Origin of the sequence: Kitasatospora sp. NPDC036755, assembly GCF_040636595.1 — a bacterium.
Taxonomy (GTDB): domain Bacteria; phylum Actinomycetota; class Actinomycetes; order Streptomycetales; family Streptomycetaceae; genus Kitasatospora.
This window is the reverse complement of the sequence record NZ_JBEZUT010000098.1, coordinates 1-26,598: the sequence shown is the minus strand read 5'-3', so window position 1 is coordinate 26,598 and position 26,598 is coordinate 1. Positions and strand designations below refer to the sequence as shown.

General features: G+C 74.2%; 22 protein-coding genes and 1 pseudogene. 13 read left to right on the top strand and 10 right to left on the bottom strand.

What is annotated here, in order from left to right; genetic code table 11:
- The 7 genes and pseudogenes from AB0E96_RS17040 to AB0E96_RS17010 form a co-directional block, all read left to right on the top strand.
- A pseudogene (locus AB0E96_RS17040) lies at positions 1-207 on the top strand (hypothetical protein); the annotation flags it as partial.
- A gap of 287 nt (positions 208-494) precedes the next feature.
- A complete protein-coding gene (locus AB0E96_RS17035) occupies positions 495-1,295 on the top strand; it encodes a VOC family protein (RefSeq protein WP_359823995.1) in 801 nt (266 codons plus the stop codon).
- A gap of 114 nt (positions 1,296-1,409) precedes the next feature.
- On the top strand, positions 1,410-2,153 hold the full coding sequence (locus AB0E96_RS17030) for a beta-phosphoglucomutase family hydrolase (RefSeq protein WP_359823992.1): 744 nt from the start codon (positions 1,410-1,412) through the stop codon (positions 2,151-2,153).
- On the top strand, positions 2,150-4,555 hold the full coding sequence (locus AB0E96_RS17025) for a glycosyl hydrolase family 65 protein (RefSeq protein ID WP_359823989.1): 2,406 nt from the start codon (positions 2,150-2,152) through the stop codon (positions 4,553-4,555). Before AB0E96_RS17030 ends, AB0E96_RS17025 begins: the two co-directional genes overlap by 4 nt.
- 97 nt (positions 4,556-4,652) lie before the next feature.
- Positions 4,653-6,386, top strand: a complete 1,734-nt coding sequence (locus AB0E96_RS17020; RefSeq protein ID WP_359823986.1) for a pyruvate dehydrogenase — start codon at positions 4,653-4,655, stop codon at positions 6,384-6,386.
- Between the two features lie 119 nt (positions 6,387-6,505).
- Positions 6,506-7,141 (top strand): XRE family transcriptional regulator, encoded by a 636-nt coding sequence (locus tag AB0E96_RS17015; RefSeq protein ID WP_359823983.1) that lies wholly within the window; start codon positions 6,506-6,508, stop codon positions 7,139-7,141.
- A 32-nt stretch (positions 7,142-7,173) separates the two neighbouring features.
- Complete coding sequence (locus AB0E96_RS17010) at positions 7,174-7,374, top strand: DUF6126 family protein (RefSeq protein WP_359823980.1); 201 nt, start codon at positions 7,174-7,176, stop codon at positions 7,372-7,374.
- A gap of 138 nt (positions 7,375-7,512) precedes the next feature.
- Here AB0E96_RS17010 and AB0E96_RS17005 read toward each other — a convergent pair whose 3' ends face one another.
- The 6 genes from AB0E96_RS17005 to AB0E96_RS16980 all read right to left on the bottom strand — a co-directional run bounded on the left by AB0E96_RS17005 (position 7,513) and on the right by AB0E96_RS16980 (position 15,067).
- Positions 7,513-8,655, bottom strand: coding sequence for a PLP-dependent aminotransferase family protein (locus AB0E96_RS17005; protein ID WP_359823978.1), 1,143 nt, complete (start codon positions 8,653-8,655; stop codon positions 7,513-7,515).
- On the bottom strand, positions 8,592-9,755 hold the full coding sequence (locus AB0E96_RS17000; protein WP_359823976.1) for a peptidoglycan-binding protein: 1,164 nt from the start codon (positions 9,753-9,755) through the stop codon (positions 8,592-8,594). Before AB0E96_RS17000 ends, AB0E96_RS17005 begins: the two co-directional genes overlap by 64 nt.
- A gap of 205 nt (positions 9,756-9,960) precedes the next feature.
- Positions 9,961-10,869 (bottom strand): pyridoxamine 5'-phosphate oxidase family protein, encoded by a 909-nt coding sequence (locus tag AB0E96_RS16995; RefSeq protein WP_359823973.1) that lies wholly within the window; start codon positions 10,867-10,869, stop codon positions 9,961-9,963.
- Positions 10,870-10,948: 79 nt separating this feature from the next.
- On the bottom strand, positions 10,949-11,419 hold the full coding sequence (locus tag AB0E96_RS16990) for a VOC family protein (RefSeq protein ID WP_359823971.1): 471 nt from the start codon (positions 11,417-11,419) through the stop codon (positions 10,949-10,951).
- Positions 11,420-11,633: 214 nt separating this feature from the next.
- Entirely contained in the window at positions 11,634-12,644 is a 1,011-nt protein-coding gene (locus AB0E96_RS16985; RefSeq protein WP_359823969.1) for an XRE family transcriptional regulator, read from the bottom strand.
- A gap of 266 nt (positions 12,645-12,910) precedes the next feature.
- The gene (locus AB0E96_RS16980) at positions 12,911-15,067 is read right to left on the bottom strand and encodes a protease pro-enzyme activation domain-containing protein (protein WP_359823967.1); all 2,157 of its coding nucleotides are present in this window, start codon (positions 15,065-15,067) and stop codon (positions 12,911-12,913) included.
- A gap of 257 nt (positions 15,068-15,324) precedes the next feature.
- Here AB0E96_RS16980 and AB0E96_RS16975 point away from each other — a divergent pair, with 257 nt between their 5' ends.
- Complete coding sequence (locus AB0E96_RS16975) at positions 15,325-15,891, top strand: CGNR zinc finger domain-containing protein (protein ID WP_359823964.1); 567 nt, start codon at positions 15,325-15,327, stop codon at positions 15,889-15,891.
- Between the two features lie 163 nt (positions 15,892-16,054).
- Here the strand turns inward: AB0E96_RS16975 and AB0E96_RS16970 are convergent, their stop codons facing one another.
- The 3 genes from AB0E96_RS16970 to AB0E96_RS16960 all read right to left on the bottom strand — a co-directional run bounded on the left by AB0E96_RS16970 (position 16,055) and on the right by AB0E96_RS16960 (position 20,823).
- The gene (locus AB0E96_RS16970) at positions 16,055-17,545 is read right to left on the bottom strand and encodes an FAD-dependent monooxygenase (RefSeq protein WP_359823962.1); all 1,491 of its coding nucleotides are present in this window, start codon (positions 17,543-17,545) and stop codon (positions 16,055-16,057) included.
- Between the two features lie 146 nt (positions 17,546-17,691).
- On the bottom strand, positions 17,692-19,392 hold the full coding sequence (gene paaN, locus AB0E96_RS16965) for a phenylacetic acid degradation protein PaaN (RefSeq protein WP_359823960.1): 1,701 nt from the start codon (positions 19,390-19,392) through the stop codon (positions 17,692-17,694).
- A gap of 162 nt (positions 19,393-19,554) precedes the next feature.
- Complete coding sequence (locus AB0E96_RS16960; RefSeq protein WP_359823958.1) at positions 19,555-20,823, bottom strand: hypothetical protein; 1,269 nt, start codon at positions 20,821-20,823, stop codon at positions 19,555-19,557.
- A 128-nt stretch (positions 20,824-20,951) separates the two neighbouring features.
- On the opposite strand from AB0E96_RS16960, the gene AB0E96_RS16955 reads away from it, so the two are divergent.
- Positions 20,952-21,536, top strand: coding sequence for a TetR/AcrR family transcriptional regulator (locus tag AB0E96_RS16955; RefSeq protein ID WP_359823956.1), 585 nt, complete (start codon positions 20,952-20,954; stop codon positions 21,534-21,536).
- Between the two features lie 123 nt (positions 21,537-21,659).
- On the opposite strand, the gene AB0E96_RS16950 is transcribed toward AB0E96_RS16955, so the two are convergent.
- Positions 21,660-22,121: an Lrp/AsnC family transcriptional regulator gene (locus tag AB0E96_RS16950; protein ID WP_359823954.1), complete on the bottom strand. Its 462-nt coding sequence runs from the start codon at positions 22,119-22,121 to the stop codon at positions 21,660-21,662.
- A gap of 149 nt (positions 22,122-22,270) precedes the next feature.
- Between AB0E96_RS16950 and pdhA the strand changes: the two genes are divergently transcribed.
- From pdhA to AB0E96_RS16930, 4 genes are all read left to right on the top strand, one after another.
- Entirely contained in the window at positions 22,271-23,413 is a 1,143-nt protein-coding gene (gene pdhA, locus AB0E96_RS16945; protein ID WP_359823951.1) for a pyruvate dehydrogenase (acetyl-transferring) E1 component subunit alpha, read from the top strand.
- A gap of 77 nt (positions 23,414-23,490) precedes the next feature.
- Positions 23,491-24,459 carry an alpha-ketoacid dehydrogenase subunit beta gene (locus AB0E96_RS16940; RefSeq protein WP_359824001.1) on the top strand — a complete coding sequence of 323 codons (969 nt, stop codon included), beginning with the start codon at positions 23,491-23,493 and terminating at the stop codon, positions 24,457-24,459.
- Complete coding sequence (locus AB0E96_RS16935) at positions 24,459-25,808, top strand: dihydrolipoamide acetyltransferase family protein (RefSeq protein ID WP_359823998.1); 1,350 nt, start codon at positions 24,459-24,461, stop codon at positions 25,806-25,808. Before AB0E96_RS16940 ends, AB0E96_RS16935 begins: the two co-directional genes overlap by 1 nt.
- Before the next feature lie 597 nt (positions 25,809-26,405).
- On the top strand, positions 26,406-26,598 hold a 193-nt coding region (locus AB0E96_RS16930; RefSeq protein WP_359824004.1), incomplete at its 3' end, for a hypothetical protein.

The window sequence follows — 26,598 nt, the reverse complement described above, 5'->3', positions numbered from 1 at the left end:
GCGCCCGCCGCGCCCGAGCAGCGGCCCGAGGCCCCCGAGCGCACCCGGCTGCTGTTCCGGCACGGCGGCTGGCAGCCGGGCAGCGAGGAGGGCGTCCCGGCGGTGGCCGGCACCTGGGCCGAACTGCTGGTCCGGCTCAAGGACTACGCGCAGAGCGGCAAGGTGCAGCCGTACTTCGTCACGGCGCACCGCCACGACGCCCCGTGAGCCGTCCGCGCACGGACCGCGACGGCGCGGTCGGCGCCCCGTGACGCCCCGGCCGCCGGTCGCCCGCCAGGGCGCCGTCCGGTGGCGGGATCGCGGTGGCGGGCCGATGGTGGCGGTGTACCCCCGTCGTCCCGGCCGGGCCGTACCCCCACCGGGCCCGGGCCGGGGCGAGGTCCCGACCGCCCAGACCGTCCCGACCACCAGCGCCCTGACCGTCCCGACCACCAGACCGTCCCGACAGTCCCGACCACCACAGCCGGCCACCACCGCCTCCGGGAGGCCCAGCAATGCCCGTAGTCACCGATCCGTACCAGCCCGGCACCCCGTGCTGGGTCGACCTGATGGCGAGCGACCAGCAGGCCGCGCTCGACTTCTACCGCGACCTGTTCGGCTGGCAGGGCGAGGTCGGCCCGGCCGAGTTCGGCGGCTACGCCGTGTGCCTGCTCAACGGCCGGCCGGTCGCCGGGATCATGGCGCAGATGGCGCCCGAGGGGCAGCCGGCGCCGCCCGTCGCCTGGACCACCTACCTCGCCTCGGACGACGCCGACGCGGCCAAGGCGTCCATCACCGGGGCCGGCGGCACGGTCCTGTACGACCCGATGGACGTCGGCACGATCGGCCGGATGCTGGTCGCCGCCGACCCGACCGGCGCGGTGTTCGGGGTCTGGCAGGCGATGGACTTCATCGGCGCGGGCGTGGTCAACGAGCCCGGCGCGCTGGTCTGGAACGAGCTCAACACCGCGGACACCGGTACGGCCGGCCGCTTCTACCAGCCGGCCCTCGGGCTGCGCCCGGCCACCATCCAGGGCATGGACGGCTACTACTCGCTCAACGTCGCCGACCGCACGGTGGGCGGCATGCAGGCGATCCCCGGCTACCTGCCGCCCGGCACGCCCTCGCACTGGATGACGTACTTCTCGGTGGACAGCACCGACTCCACCGTGGACGCCCTGGTCAAGGCCGGCGGATCGGTGATCCAGCCGGCCTTCGACATGCAGTCCGGCCGGATGGCGGTGGTCCAGGACCCGCAGGGCGCGGCCTTCGCCGTCATCGAGTCGCCCGAGGCGCAGATGCCCGACTCGCCGTAGCCCCGGAGCCGCCACCGCCCGCCCGTCGCGGCCGGGTGGCCGGAAGCCGCCCTTCCCGCGACGCGCCGCCGGGAAATGGGCGGCTTCCCCCCGTTCCCGGGTAAGACTGCACCCATGCTGGGGCTACCGGACGACATCCGCGCTTTCCTCTTCGACCTCGACGGAGTGCTCACCCAGACCGCGAAGGTACACGCCGCGGCCTGGAAGGACACCTTCGACGCCTTCCTGCGCGCCGAAGCCGCCCGCACCGGCGGGCAGTTCGTCCCCTTCGACGCCGTCACCGACTACGACACCTACGTGGACGGCCGTCCGCGCCTGGACGGCACCCGCGCGTTCCTGCGCAGCCGGGGCGTCGAACTGCCCGAGGGCACCCCGGAGGACCCACCCAACTCCCGTACCGTGCAAGGGATCAGCCGGGCCAAGAACGACACCGTGCTGCGGCTGATCCGGGAGCGGGGCGTCCAGGCCTACCAGGGCTCGGTGGACTACGTGCACCGGCTGCGCGCGGCCGGGCTGCCCAGTGCCGTGGTCTCCTCCAGCGCCAACTGCCGCGACGTGCTGCGGGCGGCCGGCATCGAGGAACTGTTCGAGGTGATCGTGGACGGCAACGTCGCCGGGGCCGAGGGTCTGCCCGGCAAGCCCGCCCCCGACACCTACCTGTACGCCGCCCGCGCCCTCGGCGTCGAGCCGGCCCGTGCCGCGGTCTTCGAGGACGCGCTCGCCGGGGTCGCCTCCGGCCGGGCGGGCGGCTTCGGCGCGGTGGTCGGGGTGGACCGCACCGGCCAGGCCGCCGAACTGCGCCGGGACGGCGCCACCGTGGTCGTCCAGGACCTCTCCGAGCTCCTGGAGGGCGAGTGAGTCCCGAGTCCGGCTTCGCGATCGACCCCTGGCAGATCACCGAACACGGCCTGGACCTGGCCTCGATGGCCCGCGCCGAGTCCGTCTTCGCGCTCTCCAACGGGCACATCGGCCTGCGCGCCAACCTCGACGAGGGCGAGCCGCACGGCCTGCCCGGCACCTACCTCAACGGTGTATTCGAGCTGCGCCCGCTGCCGTACGGCGAGGGCGGCTACGGCTACCCGGAGTCCAGCCAGAGCGTCATCAACGTGACCAACGGCAAGATCATCCGGCTGCTGGTGGACGACGAGCCCTTCGACCTGCGCTACGGCGAACTCGTCAGCCACAAACGCTGGTTGGACTTCCGGGAGGGCCTGCTGCACCGCGAGGCCGAGTGGACCTCCCCGGCCGGGCGGACGATCAGGGTGCGCTCCTCCCGGCTGGTCTCGCTCACCCAGCGCGCCATCGCCGCCGTCGAGTACCGCGTCGAGGCGGTGGACGGCCCGGTGCGGATCGTGCTGCAGTCCGAGCTGGTCGCCAACGAACAGCTGCCCGGCGGCCCCGAAGGCGACCCGCGGGCCGCCGCCGTGCTGGAGGCGCCGCTGCTCCCCGAGGCGCACCACGCCAGCGGCACCAAGGCCGTCCTGGTGCACCGCACCCGCTACAGCGGCATCCGGGTCGCGGCCGGGATGGACCACATCATCGAGGGCCCGGAGAAGTCCGACACCGTCTCCGAGGCCGAGGCCGACCACTGCCGGATCAGCGTCACCACCGTGCTCAAGCCCGGACAGCGGCTGCGGCTCGCCAAGTTCATGGCCTACGGGTGGTCCGGCACCCGCTCGCTGCCCGCCGTGCGGGACCAGGTGGAGGCCGCGCTGACCGCCGCCCGGTACACCGGCTGGGACGGGCTGGTCGCCGAACAGGCCGACTTCCTCAAGGAGTTCTGGGAGACCAGCGACGTCGAGATCGAGGGCGACGTGGAGCTCCAGCAGGCCGTCCGGTTCGCCGTCTTCCACGTCCTGCAGGCCGGCGCCCGCAGCGAGGAGCGGGCCATCCCCGCCAAGGGGCTGACCGGGCCCGGCTACGACGGGCACAGCTTCTGGGACACCGAGACCTTCGTCCTGCCGGTGCTCACCTACTGCCTGCCCACCGCCGTCAACCAGGCCCTGCGCTGGCGGCACACCACGCTGCCGCTGGCCCGCGAACGGGCGGTCCAACTCGGCCTGTCCGGCGCGGTGTTCCCGTGGCGCACCATCCGCGGCGAGGAGTGCTCCGGGTACTGGCCGGCCGGCACCGCGGCCTTCCACATCGGCGCGGACATCGCCGCCGCCGTCGCCCGCTACGTCCGGGCCACCGGGGACGCGGAGTTCGAGCGCGAGTACGGTCTCGAACTGCTGGTCGAGACCGCCCGGATGTGGCGCTCGCTCGGCCACCACGACGTGGCCGGGAGGTTCCGCATCGAGGGCGTCACCGGCCCCGACGAGTACAGCGCCGTCGCGGACAACAACGTCTTCACCAACCTGATGGCGCAGACCAACCTGCGCGCCGCCGCCGAGGCCGCCGTCCGCCACCCCCACGAGGCCTCGCTGCTCGGCGTGGACACCGAGGAGACCGCGGCCTGGCGCGACGCGGCCGCCGCGATGTACATCCCGTACGACGAGGACCTCGGCGTCCACCCGCAGGCCGACGGCTTCACCCAGCACCAGGTCTGGGACTTCGAGCACACCCCGCCGGAGAACTACCCGCTGCTGCTGCACTACCCGTACTTCGACCTGTACCGCAAGCAGGTGGTCAAACAGTCCGACCTGGTGCTCGCCATGCAGGTCCGCGGCGACGCGTTCACCGACGAGCAGAAGGCTCGCAACTTCGCCTACTACGAGCGGCTGACCGTCCGGGACTCCTCGCTCTCCGCCTGCACCCAGGCCGTCATCGCGGCCGAGGTCGGCCAGCTCGACCTCGCCTACGACTACACCGCCGAAGCCGCCCTGATGGACCTGCACGACCTCGGCGGCAACACCCGCGACGGCCTGCACATGGCCTCGCTCGCCGGGGCCTGCATCGCCCTGGTGGCCGGCTTCGGCGGGCTGCGCGACCACAGCGAGACGCTCTCGTTCCGGCCCCGGCTGCCGTCCGGGCTGATGCGGCTGAGCTTCTCGCTGCTGGTGCGCGGGCACCTGCTCGGCGTGGAGATCACCCACGAGCGGACGACGTACACGCTGCGCCGCGGCGAGGTCCTCCACCTGTGGCACGACGGCGAGGCGGTGCAGGTCAAGTCCGGCTCCCCGGTCGCCCTGCCGACCACCGTCCCGCCCGCCCAGGAGCGGGTCGCCCAGCCCCCGGGCCGCGAGCCCGCCCGCCGCCAGCCCCAGGCCGGGCTCGTCGCGGGCAAGCTCGGCCAGCAGGACCACCTGGCGGCCGAGTAGCCGGCACTGCGCTCACTCCTTCGGCCCGCCCCGGCTGCGCCCGCGACCTCCCCGGCGGAGGGTGCAGGTGACCCGTGGCGACCGAAGGAGTGCAGCCGTGCCGAGCGTGGCCGAACAGATGGTGGAGGTGCTCCGGCAGGCCGGGGTGGAGCGGGTCTACGGCGTCGTCGGGGACAGCCTCAACCCCGTCGTGGACGCGATCCGCAGGGCCGACGGCATCAGCTGGGTGCACGTGCGCAACGAGGAGGCCGGCGCCTTCGCGGCCGCCGCCGAGGCCGAACTCTCCGGCCGGCTCGCGGTCTGCGCCGGCTCCTGCGGCCCCGGCAACACCCACCTCGTCCAGGGCCTGTACGACGCCCAGCGCAGCGGCCTGCCGGTGCTCGCGCTCGCCTCGCACATCCCGTCCGGGCAGATCGGCACCGGCTTCTTCCAGGAGACCCACCCCGAGCGGGTGTTCACCGACTGCAGCACCTGGTGCGAGATGCTCTCCACCCCCGCCCAGCTGCCCCGGCTGCTGCGGGTCGCCATCCAGCACGCGCTGGGCTCGCACGGGGTCTCGGTGCTGGCCTTCCCCGGGGACGTCGCCGCGCTGTCCGCCGCCGCCCCCACCGGCACCAGCCACTTCCTCACCGAGGAGGCCGTCGCCGCGCCGCCCTGGTCCCAGGTGCAGGAGCTGGCCCGGCTGCTCAACGCGGCCCGCAAGGTGGTCCTGTTCTGCGGCGCCGGGGTGCGCGGGGCGCACGCCGAGGTGATGGCGGCCGCGCGGGCCCTGAACGCCCCGGTCGGCCACTCCCTGCGCGGCAAGGAGTGGATCCAGTTCGACAACCCGTACGACGTGGGCATGAGCGGCCTGCTCGGCTACGGGGCCTGCCACGAGGCGCTGCACTCCGCCGACCTGGTGCTGATGCTCGGCACCGACTTCCCGTACGACTCCTTCCTGCCGCAGGCGCGCACCGTGCAGGTCGACCACGACGCCACCCGGCTCGGCCGCCGCACCCCGCTCGAACTGGCCGTCCACGGCGACGTGGCCGCCACCCTGCGGGCCGTGCTGCCACTGCTGGACGCCAAGCCCGACCGCGCGTTCCTGGACGGGATGCTGCGCAAGCACTGCCGGTCGCTGGAGGACGTGATCGGCGCGTACACCCGGGACATCGAGAAGCACCTGCCGATCCACCCCGAGTACGTCGCCTCGGTGCTGGACGAGGTGGCCGCCGAGGACGCGGTGTTCACCGTGGACACCGGCATGAACAACGTCTGGGCCGCCCGCTACCTCCAGCCCAACGGCCGCCGCCGGGTGATCGGCTCCTTCCTGCACGGCTCGATGGCCAACGCCCTCCCGCACGCGATCGGCGCCCAGCTCGCCTGCCCGGGGCGGCAGGTGGTCGCGATGGCGGGCGACGGCGGCATCGGCATGCTGCTCGGCGAACTGCTCACGGTGGCCAAGCACCGGCTGCCGGTGAAGACGGTGGTCTTCAACAACGGCGCGCTCGGCATGATCAAGCTGGAGATGCTGGTCTCCGGCTACCCGGAGTCGGAGATCGACAACGGGGACGTGGACTACGCCGGGATCGCCCGGGCGATGGGCATCCAGGCCAAGCGGGTGACCGAGCCGGCCCGGGTCCGGGAGGTGCTGGTGGAGGCGCTGGAGCGGCCGGGCCCGGCCCTGGTGGACGTGGTCACCGACCCCAACGCGCTGTCCATCCCGCCGCACATCACCGCCGCCCAGCTGAAGGGCTTCGCGCTGGCGGCGGGCAGGACGGTGCTCTCCGGCGGGGTCGGGCGCATGATCGACCTGGCCCGCAGCAACCTGCGGAACATCCCGCGGCCGTGAGGGCGGGGCTCCCGGGGGTTCTCGAGGTCTCCCCGCGGGCTTCCGGAGGGCGATCCGGGCCGCTTTGCCTCTGAGGCAAAATTCTTGCCCGTGAGGCACGGCGGGTGTCCACTGGACACATGACCAGCAGCTCCACCGGTGCCGCCGCCGCAGGCGAACAGCTCGACGACCAGGAGGTCGCCGGCCTCGCCGCCCGTCTCCGTGAGCACCGGCTCAGCAGCCGCCTCACGCTGGAGGTGGCAGCCGGTCGGGTCGGGCTCTCCCCAGCCTATCTGTCCCGGCTGGAGACCGGTCGCCGGCAGCCCTCGCTGCCGGTCCTGCTCGGCCTCGCCCGCGCGTACGGGACCTCGGTCTCCGGCCTGCTCGGGGAGACCCTGGCCGAGCCGGACCCGATCGTCCGCGGCGGAGCCATCGAGCCCGGCCGGGCCGGTGGCTGGGGCTACCGCCGGGCCGGCGCCCCCGGCCGCGCCATGCAGGCCCTGCGGGTGCACGTCCCGCCGGGCGTGCAGGACGCGGTGGTCCGGGTCCACCCGGGCGAGGAGTGGCTGTACGTCCTGAAGGGCGCGCTCCGGGTCACCCTCGGGGACCGCGTCCACCACCTGGAGGTGGGCGACTCGGCCCACTACGACTCGCTCACCCCGCACTGCATCGCCGCGGAGTCGGACAGCGGTGTCGAACTGCTCTTCGTCCACACCCTGCTGCAGAGCCCCGGCGGCGAACTCTGCCTCGGCGGCGGTCCCACCGCCGTCCACTGACCCGCCGTCAGAACCACCCGGAGGAGATCACCATGGCCGATCCCGCCACCACCGCGGCCACCGCCGCCCACGGCGCCGCCGCCCCCGACACCGCCGCCGGTCCGAAGACCATGGACGCGGGGAAGTGGGCCAACAAGCGGATCTACGTCCGTCTGCTGATCTACACCGCCGGCTGCCACCTCTTCGCCGGGTTCATCATCCTCCTGTTCCAACTCGGCAGCCGCAACAAGTAGTCCGCACCCAGGACCGCCCGTCCGCCCCCACCCCCGAGGGAGGCGGGCGGGCCGCCCCGCCGACCGGCCCCGGCGGCGGGGCACCGGCGTCGGCACCCCGGGGCGGCGCTCTGCCCGCCCTGGGGCCCCGGCCCCCGGTCACGCCCCGCGCAGCAGCTCGCAGAGCGCTCGGACCGCCGCCGGGAAGACGTGGTCCGGCGGAGTGGAGTAGCCGATGACCAGGGCGGGCGGGGTCTCGGCGGGGGCCGGGGCGGCGGCGCGGTGCCAGCCGAGCCCGGCGAGGGAGAGGCCCGCCCGCTGGGCGCGGGCGAGGAGTTCGGCTTCCGGAGCGGAGCCGGGCGGCAGCTGGAGGACGGCGTGCAGGCCGGCCGCGATGCCCGTCACCCGGACGCGCGGGGCGTGTTCGGCGAGTGCCGCGACCAGGTGGTCGCGCCGGCGCCGGTAGTGCAGCCGGCAGCGCCGTACGTGGCGGTCGTACGTGCCCGAGGTGATCAGCTCCGCCAGGGTCAGCTGGTCCAGCACCGGGGACATCGTGTCGGCCAGTGCCTTCAGCCGGGCGACCGGCTCGACCAGCGCGTCCGGCAGGGCCAGCCAGGCCAGCCGCAGACCGGGGGCGAGGCTCTTGGCGGTCGTCCCGGCGTACACCACCCGTTCCGGGTCCAGCGCCTGCATCGCGCCGAGCGGCTGCCGGTCGTAGCGGAACTCCCCGTCGTAGTCGTCCTCGATGACGTACCGGTCCTGCTCCCGCGCCCACCGCACCGCCGCCGCCCGCCGCTCGGCGGACAGCGCCGTGCCGGTCGGGTACTGGTGGGCGGGGGTGAGCAGGACGGCGCCGGCCCGCGCGTCGAGCCGGTCGACCAGGGCGCCGTCCGCGTCCAGCGGCACCGGAGCGGTGGTGAGCCCGGCGGCCCGGACGACCGCGTGCTGCGGCGGCAGCCCGTACTCCTCGACGGCCAGCGCGCGGGCGCCGCGCTCCCGCAGGGCGGCGCAGACCAGGCCGAGGCCCTGGGTGACACCGGTGCAGACGAGCAGGCGGTCGGGGTCGGTGCGCACGCCGCGGACCCGGGCCAGGTAGTGGGTGAGCGCCTGGCGCAGTTCGATCCGGCCGAGCGGGCTGCCGTAGTCGAGCGCCTCGTGCGGCGCGGTGGCGAGGGCGCGGCGGGCGGCGGCCAGCCAGGCCGTGCGGGGGAAGAGCGAGAGGTCGGGCCGTCCGGACGTCAGGTCGTACCGGGCGGCCTGCCGCCGGGGCGCCGACCGGACGGCCGGCGGCCGCCGGCCCACGTCCCGCGCCGCCCCCCCCCCCCGGGCGCCGGGGGGGGGCCGCCGCCCCCGCCGCCGTCGATGTTGCGGCCCTTGCCGTTGAGCAGGTAGTCCCAGGTGTCCTTGCCGGGGATGCCGTCGGCCTCGGCGCCGCGCCAGCCCTGGGCCTGCTGGAAGGCCTGGGTGGCCTTGCGGTCGGCTTCGCCCCAGCGCGGGCCGGGGCCCTCGGAGTAGAACCTGGCGCCGCCGCGCTGCACCAGCATCTGGCCGAGCTTGGTGACGTACGTGTTGTTGGCTCCGGGGCCGAACTTGTCGGCACCCGGGAAGGCGGTCGAGGAGGTGCCGCCGCCGCCGTTGCCGCCGGAGGACAGGCCGGTGTAGCGGTACGGGACGTACGAGCCGGAGTTGTTCCAGTACGCGTACGGGGTGGAGCGCTTCTTGGCGGAGGGGCCGGTCTGCTCGTAGGCGACGTACTTGGTGCGGGAGGAGTCGGTCCAGCCGCCGAAGATCGTCACGTGCGAGCCGGCCTGGGGGTTGGCCGGGTTGTTGTAGATGAGGATGTCACCGGGCTGGAGGTCGTTCTTGCCGATCCGCTCGGCGTAGTCGGGCAGTGTCCAGGTGGTCTGGCTGCTGCCCAGGCCCCAGGCCATCGAGACGAAGCCGGAGCAGTCCTGGCGGTAGCCGTCCGACCAGTAGCGGCTCATGCTGTACGGCACGCCCTGGTCGACCCAGCTCTGGGCGCGCTGGATGATCTGGGCCCGGGTGGGCGGCACGGTGGCGAGGCGCGGAGCGGCGAAGGAGCGGGCGCCGGGCGTCTGGCCGTAGAGGCCGCTGACCTCGCCCTGGGGGGTCTGCGACGGGGTGGAGCTGGTGCCGCCCGGGGTGGGGGCGGGGGCCGCGGTGGCCGCTGCCGCCCCGCCGCCGATCGCGGTGCCCACGGCGGCCATCAGGACGGCGGCCCGCCGGCGGACGCTGCGGGCGGCGGCGTGTCCGCCCTCGTGGACGGGGGCGGCGTGCAGCCGGGCGCGCCGGCGGGCGTTGCAGCCCCCGCATATGCAGTCCTCCGCCGGTTCGACCTCGTCGAACTCGATCAGGGGGGACAGGGGGTCGGTCAGGGTCATGCTCCGCCTCTTTCCTGCGGTCTTTCCAGGTCGCCGTCTGACGACGGGACAGGAGTGGCCTTCCCTGGCCCATTCCGCGTGTTACCGGGACCAAAGTCCCAAAGCGGGCGCGATGCGTCACGGTGGGCTAGGCCGAACGGGTGACTGGCGTTCAGCTTCCGGGCGTGGCGCGGGTGGGCGACGGGGCGAGGGAGGTGAGGGGAGGTCAGCGGGGAAGGGCGGGCGAGTACTCCGGTCCGGTCCAGACCAGCGGGGTGGCGTCGGCCAGCTCGACCACGGCGGTGACGGTCAGTTCGACCATCCGCTCGGCGCCCGGGACGCCCTGCCGGGCCTCCTCGGACCAGTCGGTGCGCGCCTCGCCGGTGACCAGCAGCGCGCCGCCGGTCTCCCAGTCGGGCAGCAGCAGTCCGGCCCGCGGGTCCAGCTCCAGGTTTCCGAGCGTCAGGAACATGCTGTTGCCGGGGTACTCGGGCCAGCGCAGCCGGTCCGGCGCCACCGGGTCCAGGAAGCCGGGGAAGCCGCCGCGGTGGGAGGCGTCCACGCTGCCGCCGGGCCCGGTGCTGGCGATGAAGAAGGTGTCCGCGGTGGCCGCCGCCAGGCGCTGGGCGGTGGTCATCGCCGGGCCCGTGGCGACCGCGCGCGGCGGGCCGGCGGCCGGCCGGTCCGCCGGGGTGCGGCGCTGGATGTACTTCGGGCAGTTGGCGACCACCTCGTCGGCGTGCACCAGGAGCCCGCCCTGGCCGTCCGGGGCGCAGCGGCCGTTGAGGCGCATCCGGCGCCGGCCGGCCGGGTCCAGCGCGAGGGTGCCGACCCGGGCCGGACCGGCCAGCGCCCCGGCCAGCGGGTCGTCCCCGGCCGGGCGGGCCGCGACGGCCATGGTGCGGTCGTCCGGCGCGGAGAGGAAGCCGGCCGGGCCGGCCAGCTGGGTGGCCCAGATCCGGTCGTCCCGGTCGGCGGCGCCGACGACCAGCGTCCGGCGCTCGGTCAGGAAGCCGGCGGCGACCGCCGGGACGGTGCGGCGGATCGACCGGCCGGCGTGGTCGGCCCGCTCGGTCCGGCCGGCCCGGGCCTGGGCGGCCCGCTCGCCGGGGTGGTACGGCGTACTGGTGGTCACGGTCGGCTCCCCTGGGGCGGGTCCTAGGGCGTGTCTGACGATTGGCGTCGCACGCCCGGCTGGAATTGTCAGACACGCCCTAGAAGAAGCCGCAGGTCGGGGCGGCGGCGGTGGGGGCGGCGGCCTCGGTCGCGTCCACGCCGGTGCGGGTGTAGACCTCCAGCCGGATGCCGTCCGGATCGGTGAAGAAGATGCCGCCGGAGGCCGAGCCCTCGCTGTGCGGGACGACGCCCTCGTAGGCGAACTCGGCGCCGAGTTCGCGCAGCAGCCGCTCGGTGGCGCGGACCTCGTCGAGGTCCTCGACCTCGAAGGAGAGGTGGTGCAGGCCAGGGGTGGCGGTGGCGAAGCTGCCCGCGCTCTGCTGCCACAGCGTCACCACCAGGCGGCCGTCGCGGCCCAGCAGGGCGTAGCGGCGCTCGGGGTCGGTGCCCTCGGCGGTCACGTCGAGGCCGAGGACGGTGCGGTAGAAGTCGATCGAGCGGGCCAGGTCGGTGACGTTCAGGCCGACGTGGCCGGTCTGCGGGGCGCGGAGCGGGGTGGTGGTGGACATGCCTGGTCACTCCCGGGTTGCGACGGCCGGCCAGGACGGTTCCTAACCGATACTCACGAGAGTAGGAGTTAGCTGATACAGCGTCAACCGGTTCGATTTGGTTGAGGGGTTAGGTTTTTGGGGGCGGGCACGCGAAAGCCCCGCCGGGGTGGTCCTCGGGTTCCGACGGGGCTTCAAGGGGGAAGGGTCAGGGCGCGTCCCGGCGAGACGCGCCCTACGCCCACTCCCAGCGGATGCCGATGTGGCCCGGCTGTTGGTCCGGGGCCAGGACGTGGGCGCTCGCCGAGGCGCCGATCCACAGCTGTTCGCGGCGGTGGTCGACGTCGGCGCCCGGTTCGCGGTCGTAGCGCTCGCAGTGCGCCGGGACGGCGGCCGGGTCGAAGTGCACCTGGAGCACGTACTCGCGCACCGGGGTGGCGAAGCGGCGGCTGTACTCCAGGGTGGGGCCGCCGGGCGGGATCTCCACCTCGTACTCGAAGACGGTGCTGTCGCCGAGGCCCAGCGGGCGGTCCAGCATCAGCTCGGCGACGGTCAGCCCGGCCTCCGGGCGGCGGCGCACCCGGCCCAGCCGGCCGTGCCGCACCGAGGTGATCTCCGGGCAGCCGGCCGCCTCCTCGTCGGCCATGTGCACCACCAGGCAGCGGCCGACGCCGCCGACGGTGGCGCGCACGACCTGGCGCATCCGCAGCAGGTTGGCGCGCCGCTCGGCGTCCACGTAGTAGGAGTCGTGGATGCTCAGGCGCTCCAGCTCGCCGGCCGGCGGGGCGTTCAGCTCGGCGAAGATGTTGGCGATCTCCTGCTCTCCGGGCCAGACGTCCTCCAGCCCGAGGTGGCAGGTGTTGGCCGCGGCCGCCCCGCGGCCGCGCGGGCGCGGCGGGCCGAGCAGCGAGGAGAGCGCGCTGTGCGGCAGGCCGAGCAGCTCCTCCAGCAGGTGGACGGCGCGCAGCGAGCTGGCCCGCTCGGGCTGGCTGCGGCCGCGCCGCCAGTAGCTCAGGGTCGTGACGCTGACCCTGACGCCGCGCCCGGCGAGGGCGGCGCGGATGCGGTCCAGGCTGAGGCCGCTGGCCTCGATGGCGAGGTGCAGTGTGTCGGCGAAGCCGCCGACCGGGGCGAGCCGGCCGGGGGGCGGCGCGGGGGCGGCGGGAGCCGGTCCGGGACCGGGGCGCTCCGTGTGCGACCCGACCAGTCGCAGCCGCGCGGCGTCCTGAGGTTGCTGTGCGGCCATGCGGTGACCCTCCCCACCAGGTGAGTTCGGTGGGACCGGGTCGGCGCCGGGGCGCGCCGCCAGCGGCTTCACCGAGCTTTGGGGAACCCTATGCACGGTCGAGAGGCTACGTCATCAGTCGTACGTATGACAGTGGTCACGGCAGGTGAACCGAAGGGTTAGCGATCTTGAAACAGTCCGGAAACACGGGCCCGGACGGACACCGCCGGGGCGGGCCCTGACGGCTCCGCCCCGGCGGGGGTTCGGTGGTGCTGGTCGGCCGTCGGTCAGTGGACGTTCAGCGCGACGTCGTCGATCACGAAGCTGGTCTGCAGCGACGAGTCCTCGGTGCCGGTGAACTTGACCGTCACGGTCTGGCCGGCGAAGGAGGTCAGGTCCAGGGTGCGCTGGACGTAGCCGGCGGCGGCGTCCGTGTTGGAGTAGGTCGCCAGCGTGGTGCTGTTGGCCTGGACGGTCAGCTTGTCGTACGCGGTGGAGCCGGTCTCCGCGGTGTCGACGTGCAGCCAGAAGGTCAGCTTGGCGGAGGTGCAGCCGGCCGGGATCGAGACGGTCTGCGACATGGTGTCGGTGTGGGCCGAGCCGTAGCCGTCCATCCAGGCCTTCCAGCTGCCCGAGTGGGCCGCCTGGGAGCCGCTGTTGTCGACCACGCCGCTGGAGGCGGTCCACGGGGCGGCGGTGCCGGTCTCGAAGCCGCCGTTGGTGATCAGCTGGGCGGCCGTGCAGCCGCCGGACGGCGGGGTGGTGCCGCCGCCGAGCAGGGCGGTGGTCAGCGCGTCGGCGACCGGGGAGCCCCAGCCGGTGACCTGGTCGTAGCCGGCCTTCGCGGAGAAGTCCTGGTTGGCGCCGGTGGTCACGTCGTGGAAGGCGGTGCCGTAGCCGCTGCCGTTCGCGACCGAGTACAGCCGGGGGCCGGCCTCGCCGAGGACGGCCTGGCCGGCGGCCTTGGCCTTCTGGTTGAACTGGGCCGCGTAGCCGGACCAGAGCGGCGCGGCCGCGCTGGTGCCGCCGTAGACCTGCCAGGCGCCGGCGGTGTAGATCGCGAAGCCGGTCTGCGGGTCGGCGTTGGAGGAGACGTCCGGGACGGTGCGCATGGTGCCGCTGACGCCGGTGCCGGTCTGCCAGCTCGGCTTGGCGAACACGGTGGAGACGCCGCCGCCGGCGGTGCTCCAGGCGCTCTCCGAGGAGTAGGCGTTGCCGCTGGAGACCTTGAGGTTGGTGCCGCCGACGCCGGTCTGGTGCGGGCTGGAGGCCGGGAAGTCGACGGCCTTGACGGTCGAGCCGCTGGTGGAGCGGGTGCAGTCGCGGGAGCCGTCGTCGCCGGAGGCGGAGAAGATCGAGATGCCCTGGGCGGCGGCCTGCTTGAAGGCGTTGTCGACCGCGGTCATCGAGGCGGCGGTGGTGTCCGGCTCGCAGGAGCCCCAGGAGATCGAGACCACCGAGACCCGGTTGTCGGTCACGATCTTGTTGGCCATGTCGATCTCGCCCTGGTCGCTGTTGGGCGCCTCGTAGACCAGCTGGGTGGCCTTGGGCGCCGCGCCGCGGACGATCTCGCTGTCCAGCTCGACCTCGCCCTGGCCCTGGCCGGGGGCGGAGTCGTAGTTGGCGCCGTCCACCGAGACGGTGGAGACGGCCGGGCCGGACAGGCCGTACTGGGAGTCGTAGGTGGTCAGGTTCGAGGACTGGTAGCCGTCGAACTCCCACAACGCGACCGTGGTGCCGGTGCCGTCCGCGCCGGTCTTGTTGAGGTTGTACGCGCCGGTGTACTGGGCCGGGGCCATGCCGCTCGGGGTCGAGCTCGCCGTGTTGGGGGTGACCGCGTTCGGCGTGGCCAGGCGGTTCTTGCGCACCGCGTGGTTGTCCAGGCCGCTGACGCCCTGGACCACGGAGGCCAGGTCGGAGGGGATCGAGGCGGCGGCGTCGTTGGCGAAGAAGGCGCGCTGGAGCTGCGGGTCGACGTACGCGCTCTCGTGGGTGCCGAACGCCTGGGAGACCTGGGCGGCGGTGCCGCGGGCGTTGACCACCTGGCGGTTGGCGCTCACGTCGGTGACGGCCAGGCCCTGCTGGGCCAGGTACGTCCGGACCTGGTCGACGGCGGCCTGGGACGGGCCGAACCGCGCGGTGAACTGCTCCGGCGTCAGGTAGTGGCCGAACTCCGGGGAGCCCGGGGTGGTGACGGCGGTGAGGAAGCGGTCCAGGGCGTCGGTGTCGCGCAGCTTCAGGCTGACGGACACCGAGATCTGCTGCGCCGCCGGGACGTCACCCTTCTTCTCCGAGTGGGCGACCGCCGGGTTCACGGTGTTCGGCAGGGCGACGCGGGGAGCGGCGTTGGGAGTGGCGGCCTGCGCGGTGGAGACACCGAGCGAGACGGCGGTCAGCGGCAGCACGGCTATCGCCGCGGCGAGGGCAAGGGAGCGGGGGCGCAACGGATCCTCCTCCGGCCGGCTGTGGGGGCCGGCAAGGGGCCAGGCGTTCAGGGGGTCCAGAACGCTGGCTCGAACATGACAGAACCCGTGTGCGAAGTGGCTCATGGCCGGGCAATTCGTTGCTAAAAAACAGTCAACTGTGGAGGGGGCGGAAACTCGGCGGTTCCATACAGTGAATGACCGGAAATCGGAGAGTGGTTCAGTCCAATTCGGGCTGCCGGGGCGGACGTAGAATCGGACCGAGCCGAGGAGAAGCGATGACTGACGTGCAGCCGGACCCGAGGGACCCGCGGCCGCTGATCGGCGAGCCGCTCGCGCTGGACCTGCTCAACACGCGTTGGTCCGGAACACCCGTCAACGACCTGCTCACCGATGTCGGGGGCTACGCGGTCTGGCTCTCCTCCGCCGGGCTGGGAGGGCGCTGCACGGCCGACGAGGCGGGCCTGGCGGCGATCCGGCAGACCCGCGAGGCGATCCTGGCGGCGGCCCAGGACGCCCGCGAGCACCGCGAGTTGGGCTCCGCCGCGCGGGACGGGCTGGACGCCGTGCTGGCGCACGGACGGATCCGGCGCACGGCGGCGCCCGGCGGGGCCGAGGACCTGGTCGAGGCCGACCGGCCGGAGTGGCTGGCGCCCTGGCTGGCGGCGGACGGCTTCCTCGGGCTGCTCGGCCAGGGGGCGCACCGGGTCAGGCAGTGCGCGCACGAGGCCTGCATCCTGCACTTCTTCGACGCCTCGCAGAACGGCCGTCGGCGGTGGTGCCGGATGGCGGTGTGCGGGAACCGGGCGAAGGCGGCGCGGCACTATGTGAAGGCCCGGGGCTGACACCGGGGCCGGAGGCCGTCCGGAGGGCGGGCACTGTCCGGAAGAGGCACTGTCCGGGAAGGCACTGTCCGGGAAGGAGACGCCGTCCGGGAAGGAGGCGTCGCCCGGGGAACGGCCGCGGCGGGCGGGCACGCGGTGAGTGGCGCGCCCGCCCCCGGGAGGGTCAGGCCGGGGCGCCGAGCCAGTCGGTGAGCGCGGTGCGCAGCTCGCCCTGGCCCGGGTCGACGGCGGCCCAGGCGACGTAGCCGTCCGGGCGGATCAGCAGGACGGTGTCCCGCAGCTTGCCGTGCGGGTCGGCCGGGGCGGTGGAGACCATGCGGTCGGCCCAGGGCTCGGCGGCGGCCAGCTCGTCATTGCTGACCAGGACGAACTCCCCGGCGCGCAGCGCCTCGTAGAGCCGCTCGGGGGCGGCCGGGGCGCCCTCGACGGGCTTGCTCAGGGCGGTCAGGCGCAGGTCCGGGACCCGCTTGCCGACCTGCGGGTGGGCGTCCTTGGGCGCGGGGTAGGCGATGTCGATGCCGGAGACGGCCCGGGCGCCGCGCTCGGTGAACAGGTCGAGGTGGCCGCCGATCGCGGTGAGCGCCCCGCGCAGGGCGCGGGTCGGACCGGACTGGGCGAGGGCGAGCCGGATCAGCGCGCCGGAGGTGCGCAGCACCGTCCTGCCGACCGGGTGCCGCTCGGTCTGGTAGGTGTCCAGCAGCGCGTCGGTGGCCCGGCCCCGGAGGACGGCGGCGAGCTTCCAGGAGAGGTTGGCGGCGTCCTGGAGACCGGTGTTCATGCCCTGGCCGCCGGCCGGGGAGTGGCAGTGGGCGGCGTCGCCGGCCAGGAAGGCCCGGCCGGAGCGGTAGTTGGGCGCCTGGCGCTCGTCGCTGTGGAAGGTGGAGCTCCAGCGCACCTCGTTCAGGACGTAGTCCTTGCCTGTGGTGGCCCGGACGACGGCGGCGAGCTGCTCGGCGGTCGGGGCGGTGCCGTCCGGCTGCTGGGAGTGGCGGTCCCAGGCGATGACCCGGTACCAGCCGTCGCCGAACGGGGCGATGAAGGAGAAGCCCGCCTCGTTCGCCCCCACGGTGATCGCCTCGGCGGGTTCGGGCTCCAGCCGGACATCGGCCAGGGAGACGGAGTCGACCACCGACTCGCCGGGGAAGGGGATGCCGAGCTGCTCGCGGACGACGGAGCGGACGCCGTCGGCGCCGACCGCGTACCGGGCGCGGTGGCTCCGCCCGTCCCCGGTCTCCAGGGTCACGCCCTCGGCGTCCTGGCGCAGCGCGGTGACCTCGGCGCCGCGCAGGAGGACGGCGCCGGCCCGCTCGGCGCGCTCCGTCAGCAGCCGTTCGACGTTGTACTGCGGGGTGACCAGGACGAAGGGGAAACGGCTGGGCAGCGAGCCGAGGTCGATGCCGACGCGGTCGGACATCTTCAGCGTGCCGAGCGGCAGGCCGGTCGCGATCAGCTCCTCGGCCAGGCCCCGGGCGTCCAGCAGCTCCAGGCTGCGGGCGTGCACGGCGAAGGCCCGGGTGAGGTTGGATTCGGCGGCCCGCTTCTCCAGCACGGTGACGCCGACTCCGGCGGCGGCGAGATCGCCGGCCAGCAGCAGTCCGGTCGGTCCGGCACCGACGATCAGGACGTCGGTTTCGGTCGTCGGCTTCACGGCCATGTATTCAGCTCCCGTTCCTCGAGGGCGGTCGGACGCCGTTCCCGGCGTTCTCCCAGCCTCCATCATCGCGGGCGCCGTCGGAGCTGTGAACCGCCGGGCCCCGGCGTCGGGTGACGGCCGGGGCCCGTGGGGGTGTCGCGCCCGGCTCAGGCGTGCCGGCGGATCTCCACCGTGCGGAACCGGTTGGCGACGAAGGCGCCGTCGCAGTAGGCCGAGTTGGCGGCCGGGTTGGCGCCGGTGCCGTGCAGGTCGGAGAAGGCGGCGGTCTGGTTGGGGAAGACCCCGCCGGTCAGGTTGAGCGAGAGCGAGACGCCGGAGTCCAGCGCGGCCTCGACCAGCAGCGCCTCCACCTCGGGCGAGGTGGTGTAGCCGGAGGCCGTCATGGCGCCCTTGTCGCGGACCGTGGTGCGCAGCAACTCGACCGCGGCGGCGGTGGATTCGACGGCGACGGCGAAGGAGACCGGGCCGAAGCACTCGCTGCGCAGGACGGTGCGGTCGTCCGGCTTGTCGGCGTCCAGCTTGACCAGCGCGGGAGTGCGGACGGTCGCGCCGGGGAAGTCCGGCGAGGTCACCGCGCGCGGGGCGAGGGCGAGTTCGCCGTACTCGCCGCCGGCCGCGGCGGCCGAGCGCTGGAGCACCCCGGGGTTGACCACGGCGCCGAGGATCGCGGCGGCGCGGGCGTCGTCGGAGAGCAGGCCCTCGATGGCGCCGGCCAGGTCGGTGACCACCTGGTCGTACGACTTGTCGCCCTGGTCGGTGGCGATGCCGCCGCGCGGGATCAGCACGTTCTGCGGGGTGGTGCACATCTGGCCGCTGTAGAGCGAGAGGGCGAAGGCCAGGTTGCCCAGCATGCCCTTGTAGTCGTCGGTGGAGTCGATCACCACCGCGTTGACGCCGGCCTTCTCGGTGTACACCTGGGCCTGCTTGGCGTGCTCCTCCAGCCAGTCGCCGAAGGCGGTGGAGCCGGTGTAGTCGATGATCCGGATCTCGGGGCGGACGGCGAGGGTCGCGGCGACGGTGCCGCCCTCGTGCTCGGCCGCCAGGCAGACCAGGTTCGGGTCGAAGCCGGCCTCGGCGAGCACCTCGCGGGCGGTGCGCACGGTCAGGGCGAGCGGCAGCACGGCCCGCGGGTGCGGCTTGACCAGCACCGGGTTGCCGGTGGCGAGCGAGGCGAACAGGCCCGGGTAGCCGTTCCAGGTGGGGAAGGTGTTGCAGCCGATCAGCAGCGCGAGGCCGCGCGGGACGACGGTGAACTCCTTGGTCATCACCAGCGGGTCGCGCTTGCCCTGGGGCTTGGTCCAGCCGGCCCGGCGCGGCAGCCGGGTCTGCTCGGCGTACGCGTAGGCGACCGCCTCCAGGCCGCGGTCCTGGGCGTGCGGGCCGCCGGCCTGGAAGGCCATGCCGTAGGCCTGGCCGGTGGTGTGCATGACGGCCTGGGCGAACTCGTGGGAGCGGGCGTTGATCCGGTGCAGGATCTCCAGGCAGACGGCGGCGCGCTCGAGCGGGGTGGCGGCGGCCCAGCCGGGGCGGGCGTCGGTGAGCGCGGCGATCAGCGCGTCCGGGTCGGCGTGCGGGTAGCCGATGCCCAGCTCGACGCCGTACGGGGAGGCCTCGCCGCCGACCAGGTCGCCGTCGGCGGGGTGGCCGTCGAGGGCGAAGGGCTTGCCGAGCAGGGCGTCGAAGGCGGCCTTGCCGTCGGCCGGGCCGCTCTCGCCGTAGGCCTTCGGGAACTCGGGGTAGGGCGACCAGTAGTCGCGCTTCGCGGCGGCGGAGAGCGCGGCGTCCAGGGTGGCCTGGTGGCGCTCGACCAGCTCGCTGACGAGGGGGTGGGTGACCGCTGCGGACATCTGTGCGCTCCTCGGAGGGCCTCGACAAGCAGGACGGGACACGTCACAGGGTAACCGAACGATCGGTCGGCTCAAGAGGGTGCGGTGGGGGGAATCCGGCGGTGGAACGGAAGGGGGCGCGTCCGTGGCGGACGCGCCCCCGTGGGCTCGGGTGATCCGGGTCTACGGCACGCCGAGTTCGAAGATGAGGTACCCGGCGTACCAGCCGGAGGCGACCGCCCCGGTGCCCAGGACGGTGGCCAGCACCGGCAGGCTGAGTTTGCGCATCGCCACCGCCAGCGCGATGAACAGCGGGAACACGGGCATCAGGTAGCGCGAGACGTTGCCGAAGATGCCGAGGCTGCCGAGCACCGAGACGATCGTGGCCAGCGTGTAGGCGGTCAGCACCAGCGGCGGGCGCAGCCGGAACAGCAGCACGATCAGCACCGGCAGGCTGAACACGATCAGGGTGGCGAAGAGGTCCGGCGCCGGGAAGCCGTAGGGGTAGTCCTGCCGGCCCAGCAGCACCCCGCGGATCGCGTGCCAGGTGCCCTGGCCCCAGTCGAAGTAGTGCATCCAGGCGTCGCGCTGGATCCGGAAGTAGCCGCCCCACTCGCCGGTCCGCCAGCCCACCCAGCCGACGTAGCCGAGCAGGCCGACCGGGGCCAGCACCATCGCGGCCAGCGGGCGCAGGACCCCGCTCTCCCGGCGGTACAGCTCGACGATCGCGGCCAGGCCGACGGCGCCGATCAGGGCCGCGGAGGTGGGCCGGTTGAGACCGGCGACCAGGGTGATCACCCCGGCCGCGATCCACTGCTTGGCCATCACGCAGTAGCAGGCCCAGGCGGCCAGCGCGACGAACAGCGAGTCCGAGTAGACCGCCCACTCGGCGCCCGAACCCGGGACGATCGCCCACAGGCCGGCCGCGATCACGCCCGAGCGCGCGTCGCCGGTGAGCTTCTCCACCACGGCGTAGATGCCGGCCGCGGCGAACAGCGAGGACACCACGGAGACCAGCATCCCGGCGCCGTACAGGCCGAGGCCGGTGGTCTCCGAGACCATCCGCATCAGGCCCGGGTAGAGCGGGAAGAACGCGGCGGAGTTCTGCTCGATGGTGTAGCCGAGCGGGCCGTTGGGGATCGGGACGAGCGCGGGGTGGTAGCCGAACTGCGCCACCTGCTGGTACCACCAGCCGTCCCAGGTGGCCAGCACGTCCCAGGGGTTGGCGCCGCCGCCGAACCGGGCCGGCTTCTTGGCGTACTCACCGGAGAAGGAGAGCAGCTTCATGAAGACGGTGAAGCCGACCAGCTTCAGTACCGCGTAGCACCACACGGCCGGTCCGAACCGCACCGCCAGGGCGCGGCCGCGCTCCTGCCAGGTGCTCGCGGTGGGCTCCGGCTCCTCGTTGCGCTGCTCGGGCACGTCGGAGGCGACTGCCGGTATTGCGTTCATCAGCCGTGGACCCCACCTGCTGGACGTGGACGGATCGTTCGCCGAGTCTAGGGCCTGCCCCTTCGGGTTGGTGTGGACCAGCCGGACCCGATCGCGTAACGACGGTGGCGGCCGGGGATACTCGGAGGATGGCCGATCACACCACGCGCACCGCCTACACCGTCGAGTCACTGCTCGCGGTGACCGTCGACGTGTTCAACGAGCGCGGCTACGACGGCACCTCGATGGAGGACCTGTCCCGGGCGGCCGGGATCTCCAAGTCGTCCATCTACCACCACGTGCGCGGCAAGGAGGAGCTGCTGCGGCTGGCGGTCGGACGGGCGCTGGACGGGCTGTTCGGGATCCTGGCCGAGCCGGCCGCCGTCGAGGGCCCGGCGGTGGAGCGGCTGGAGCACGTGGTGCGGCGCACCGCCGAGGTGCTGCTGGACGAGCTGCCGTACGTGACGCTGCTGCTGCGGGTGCGCGGCAACACGGCCACCGAGCAGTGGGCGCTGGAGCGCCGGCGGGACTTCGACCACCAGGTCGCCGAACTGCTGCGGGCGGCGGTCGCGGACGGCGCGCTGCGCGCGGACGTGGAGCCCCGGCTGGCCACCCGGCTGCTGTTCGGGATGATCAACTCGATCGTGGAGTGGTACCGGCCCGGGCTCAAGGCCGCGGACGGGGTCGCGGACGCGGTGGTCCACCTGGCCTTCGACGGCCTGCGGGCGCGCTGACCGGACCGCTCCCGGAGCCGCCCCCTCCCGGAGCCGCCCCCTCCCGGAGCCGCCCCCTCCCGGAGCCGCCCCCTCCCGGAGCCGTCCCCTTCCGGAGCCCACTCCGCGGGGCCGCCCCGGCCGCTAGAGCGGCGGCACCTGGTCGGTCTCCTCGAAGACCAGCATGGTGCGGGTGCCGAGCACCTGGGGGATGGACTGGATGCTGCCCAGCACCAGCTCCCGCAGGGTCTGGTTGTCGGCGGTGTGCACCAGCAGCAGGACGTCGAAGTCCCCGCCGACCAGCGCGATGTGCGCCACCCCGGGCAGTTCCAGCAGCTGCTCGCGGACCGTCCGCCAGGAGTTCTGGACGATCTTCAGGGTGATGTACGCGGACGCGGCCTGGCCCGCCCGTTCGTGGTCCACCCTGGCGGTGAAGCCGCGGATGATGCCGTCCTCGACCATCCTGGAGATCCGGGCGTACGCGTTCGCCCGGGACACGTGCACCCGCTCGGCGACCGAGCGGATGGAGGCGCGGCCGTCCTGCTGCAGCAGCCGCAGGATCGACCGGTCGACCCGGTCGAGTCTGGACGTCTGTTCAGCCGACATGACCCCCCACCCTCCCCGATTGGACGCACTGCCACCAGTCGACCGCCGAACAGGCCGAATGTCCACCACCTTGTCACGCTTCTGGTCAAGATGAACAGACGACCGAACAATCGGTAGGGAGCCCCCGCCACCCCAGGAGGTGCCCCGAGATGACCGTTCTCGACCACAGACACCACGCTGGTGTGCCCGGTTGGCTGCCCGGGGCCACCGCCCCGCGCACCGATCCGGCACCCCTGCTCCCGGACCCCTCCCCTGTCCGGGCGCTCGGCACCCCCGCGCTGGAGAAGTGCGACCCGGCCCTGCTGCGCGAGCTGTACCGCCGCCTGGTCGTCGGCCGCCGGTACAACCAGCAGGCCACCACCCTGACCAAACAGGGCAGACTCGCCGTCTACCCGGCGTCCACCGGCCAGGAGGCCTGCCAGGTCGCCGCCGCGCTGGTGCTCGGCGAGGACGACTGGCTCTTCCCCAGCTACCGCGACACCCTCGCCGTGGTCTCCCGGGGCGTCGACCCGCTGGAGGCGCTGACCCTGCTGCGCGGCAGCGCCCACACCGGCTACGACCCGCGGGCCAGCCGCACCGCACCGCTCTGCACCCCGCTCGCCACCCAGGCCCCGCACGCCGTCGGACTGGCGCACGCCGCCCGGCTGCGCGGCGAGCCGGTGGTCGCGCTGGCGATGCTCGGCGACGGCGGCACCAGCGAGGGCGACTTCCACGAGGCGCTGAACTTCGCGGCCGTGCTGAACGCCCCGGTGGTCTTCCTGGTGCAGAACAACGGCTACGCGATCTCCGTCCCGCTCAGCGCCCAGTCCGCCGCGCCGACCCTGGCGCACAAGGCCGTCGGCTACGGGATGCCGGGCCGGCTGGTGGACGGCAACGACGCGCCCGCCGTGCACGCGGTACTGGCCGAGGCGGTCGAGCGGGCCAGGGCCGGCGGCGGCCCGACCCTGGTCGAGGCGCTGACCTACCGGATCGACGCCCACACCAACGCCGACGACGCCACCCGCTACCGCACCGAGCCCGAGGTGGCCGCCTGGCGCGAGCACGACCCGATCCTGCTGATGGAACGGGCGCTGCGCGGACTCGGCGTGCTGGACGACCGGTCGGTGCAGGAGGCGGCCGACGAGGCGGAGGCGCTGGCGGCCCGGATGCGGGCCGAGTTCCACGCCGAACCGGAACTGGACCCGATGTCGCTGTTCGCCCACGTCTTCGCCGAACCGACCCCCCAACTGCGCGAGCAGGCAGCTCAGTTGGCCGCCGAACTGGCCGCCGAGGCGGAGGTGGCGGACCGGTGAGCACCTCCCACCCCTCGCCCGCCCCCGCCCTCGGCCGGGCCGCCGAGCGGCAGCCCACCGGGCCCCGCCCCGCCTCCATGGCGCAGGCGCTCAACTCCGCGCTGCGGGACGCCATGCGCGAGGACCCGACGGTGCACGTCCTCGGCGAGGACGTCGGCGCGCTCGGCGGAGTCTTCCGGATCACCGACGGCCTCACCGCCGAGTTCGGCCCGGAGCGCTGCCTGGACACCCCGCTCGCCGAGGCGGGCATCCTCGGCACCGCGATCGGCATGGCGATGTACGGGCTGCGCCCGGTGGTCGAGATGCAGTTCGACGCCTTCGCCTACCCGGCGCTGGAGCAGCTGTTCTCGCACGTCGCCAAGATGCGCAACCGCACGGCGGGCAGGCTGCCGCTGCCGATCACCGTCCGCATCCCGTACGGCGGCGGCATCGGCGGCGTCGAGCACCACAGCGACGCCTCCGAGGCGTACTACACCAGCACCCCGGGCCTGCACGTCGTCACCCCGGGGACGGTGGCCGACGCGTACGGCCTGCTGCGCGCCTCGATCGCCTCCGACGACCCGGTGGTCTTCCTGGAGCCCAAGCGGCTCTACTGGGGGAAGGCCGACCTCGACCCGGCCGCACCGGTCGAGCCGATCGGCCGGGCGGTGCTGCGACGCACCGGCACCTCGGCGGTGCTGATCAGCTACGGCCCCTCGCTGCCGGTCTGCCTGCAGGCGGCGGAGGCGGCGCAGGCCGAGGGCTGGGACCTCGCGGTCCTGGACCTGCGCACCCTGGTGCCCTTCGACGACGAGACCGTCTGCCGGGTGGTGCGCTCACTCGGCCGGGCCGTGGTGGTGCACGAGGCGAGCGGCTTCGGCGGCACCGGGGCGGAGATCGCCGCCCGGGTCACCGAGCGATGCTTCCACCACCTGGCCGCGCCCGTGCTGCGGGTCACCGGTTTCGACGTGCCGTACCCGCCGCCGATGCTGGAACACCACCACCTGCCCGGGGTGGACCGGATCCTGGACGCGGTCGCCCGGCTGCAGTGGGAGGACCGAGGATGATGCCCGTCGTGCGGGAGTTCCGGCTGCCCGACCTCGGTGAGGGGCTCACCGGGGCGGAGGTGGTGCGCTGGATGGTCGAGGTCGGCGAGGTGATCGCGGTCGACCAGCCGGTGGTGGAGGTGGAGACCGCCAAGGCCGTGGTGGAGGTGCCCTGCCCGTACGGCGGGGTGGTCACCGCGCGGTACGGCGGGGTGGGCGAGGAGATCGCCGTGGGCGCGCCGCTGGTGACGGTCGCGGTGGCGTCGTCGGCGGGGAGCGTTCCGCGGGGGCCGGACGAGCCGGGGGTGGTCGCGGCCCCCGCGGCCCCCGCGGCCGCCGAGGTGGAGCGGCCGCTGGTCGGGTTCGGGGTGGCCGAGCCGGGTCGGGGCGGGCGGCGCCGCCGGGTCGGGGCGGCTGCTCCGGCTCCGGCCGTGGTGGCCGTGGCTCCGGCTGCGGGCTCGGCTCCGGTCGGGGTTCCCGCCGTGGTGGGGCCGGCGGTGGTGCCGGTGATCTCGCCGCTGGTGCGGCGGCTGGCCCGGGAGCAGGGGGTCGACCTGACCGCGCTCGCCGGGAGCGGGCCGGACGGGCTGATCATGCGTGCGGACGTCGAACGGGCGGTCGCGGCCAAGGCGGCCGGGCCGGCGCCCGCCGGGGCTGTCGCAGCGGTCGGGGCGGTCGGGCAGGAGGGCGTGGTCCCGCTGCGCGGGCTGCGCAAGGCGGTCGCCGAGAAGCTGAGCCGCAGCCACCGGGAGATCCCGGCGGCGACCTGCTGGGTCGATGTGGACGCCACCGAACTCATGGCCCTGCGGCGGCAGTTGAACGCCACACCGGGGCCGAAGGTGAGCGTGCTGGCGCTGCTGGCGCGGATCTGCACCGTCGCGTTGGCCCGCTTCCCGGAGCTCAACTCCTCGGTGACGGCCGACGGTTCGGGTATCGTCCGGCACCCGGCGGTGCACCTGGGCTTCGCCGCGCAGGGCGAGCGCGGACTGGTCGTCCCGGTGGTGCGGGACGCGCAGAGCCGAAGCACCGAGCAACTCGGCGAGGAGCTGGGGCGGTTGACCGAGGCGGCGCGCAGCGGTGCGCTCACTCCGGCCGAACTCACCGGTGGCACCTTCACGTTGAACAACTACGGGGTGTTCGGCGTGGACGGTTCCACCCCGATCCTCAACCACCCGGAGGCGGCGATGCTCGGGGTCGGCCGGATCGTCGCCAAACCCTGGGTCCACCAGGGCGGTTTGGCGGTGCGGGAGGTGGCTCAGCTGTCGTTCACCTTCGACCACCGGGTCTGCGACGGCGGGACGGCGGGCGGCTTCCTGCGGTTCGTCGCGGACTGCGTGGAGCAGCCGGGGATGCTGCTGCGGCAGCTCTGAGCGGGGCCGTCGCCGGCTCTGAGCGGGGCCGTCCCGTGCGGCCGGCGGTCGCCCTGGGTGTACGGGAGGGCACTCAGGGCGACCGCGAGCCGTGGAGAGTAGCGCGTTCCGGGCCCGGTTGTCCGGGCTTCGCGTGATTCGTCGGCCGAGCGTTCCGGTCGTGCCACGCTGCCCTGGCGCCGGCGGACAAGCCGGGTGAGGGTGCAGGCGGCCGGAGGCGGAGCGATTCTCTTGGGTACTCGAAACGCAGCGTTGAAGTCCCGCGGGACAGTCCTGGTCCGCACCGGGCACGGCTCGGTGGGCGGCCCGGCCTCCGTCCCGGGCCTGCCGCAGACCGCGTCCGAGGCGGCCCGGCCGCGGCGGGTGGCCGCCCGGCCGCCGGTGCCTCCGGGCCCGCCGCCGCGGATGCCGGACCTGCCTCCGCCGGTGCCGGACCTGCCTCCGGCGGAGGCGCCGACGGCGGTGCTGCCGCCGGTGTCCCTGCTGGAGCCCGTCCGGCCGATGGTCCCGGAACGGCCGGCGGTCCCGGCCCGGCCGGCGGCCGCTCCGGGAGCGCTCCCGTTCCCCGCTCAGGTTCCGTTCCCCGCTCAGGTTCCGGTGCCCGCTCAGGCCCCCGTCTCGCGGCCGCTGTTCGCCGCCGCCCCCGGCCGCAACTGGGTCGGCCCGGGCGACCGGTGGAGCGACGCCTGGGGCGTGTTCATCTACGAACTCGACGTGCCGGTGATCGTCGGCGGCTGCGCCACGTACACCGCGGCACTGCACCTGATGCGGACCGGCGCCGCCGGTGTGC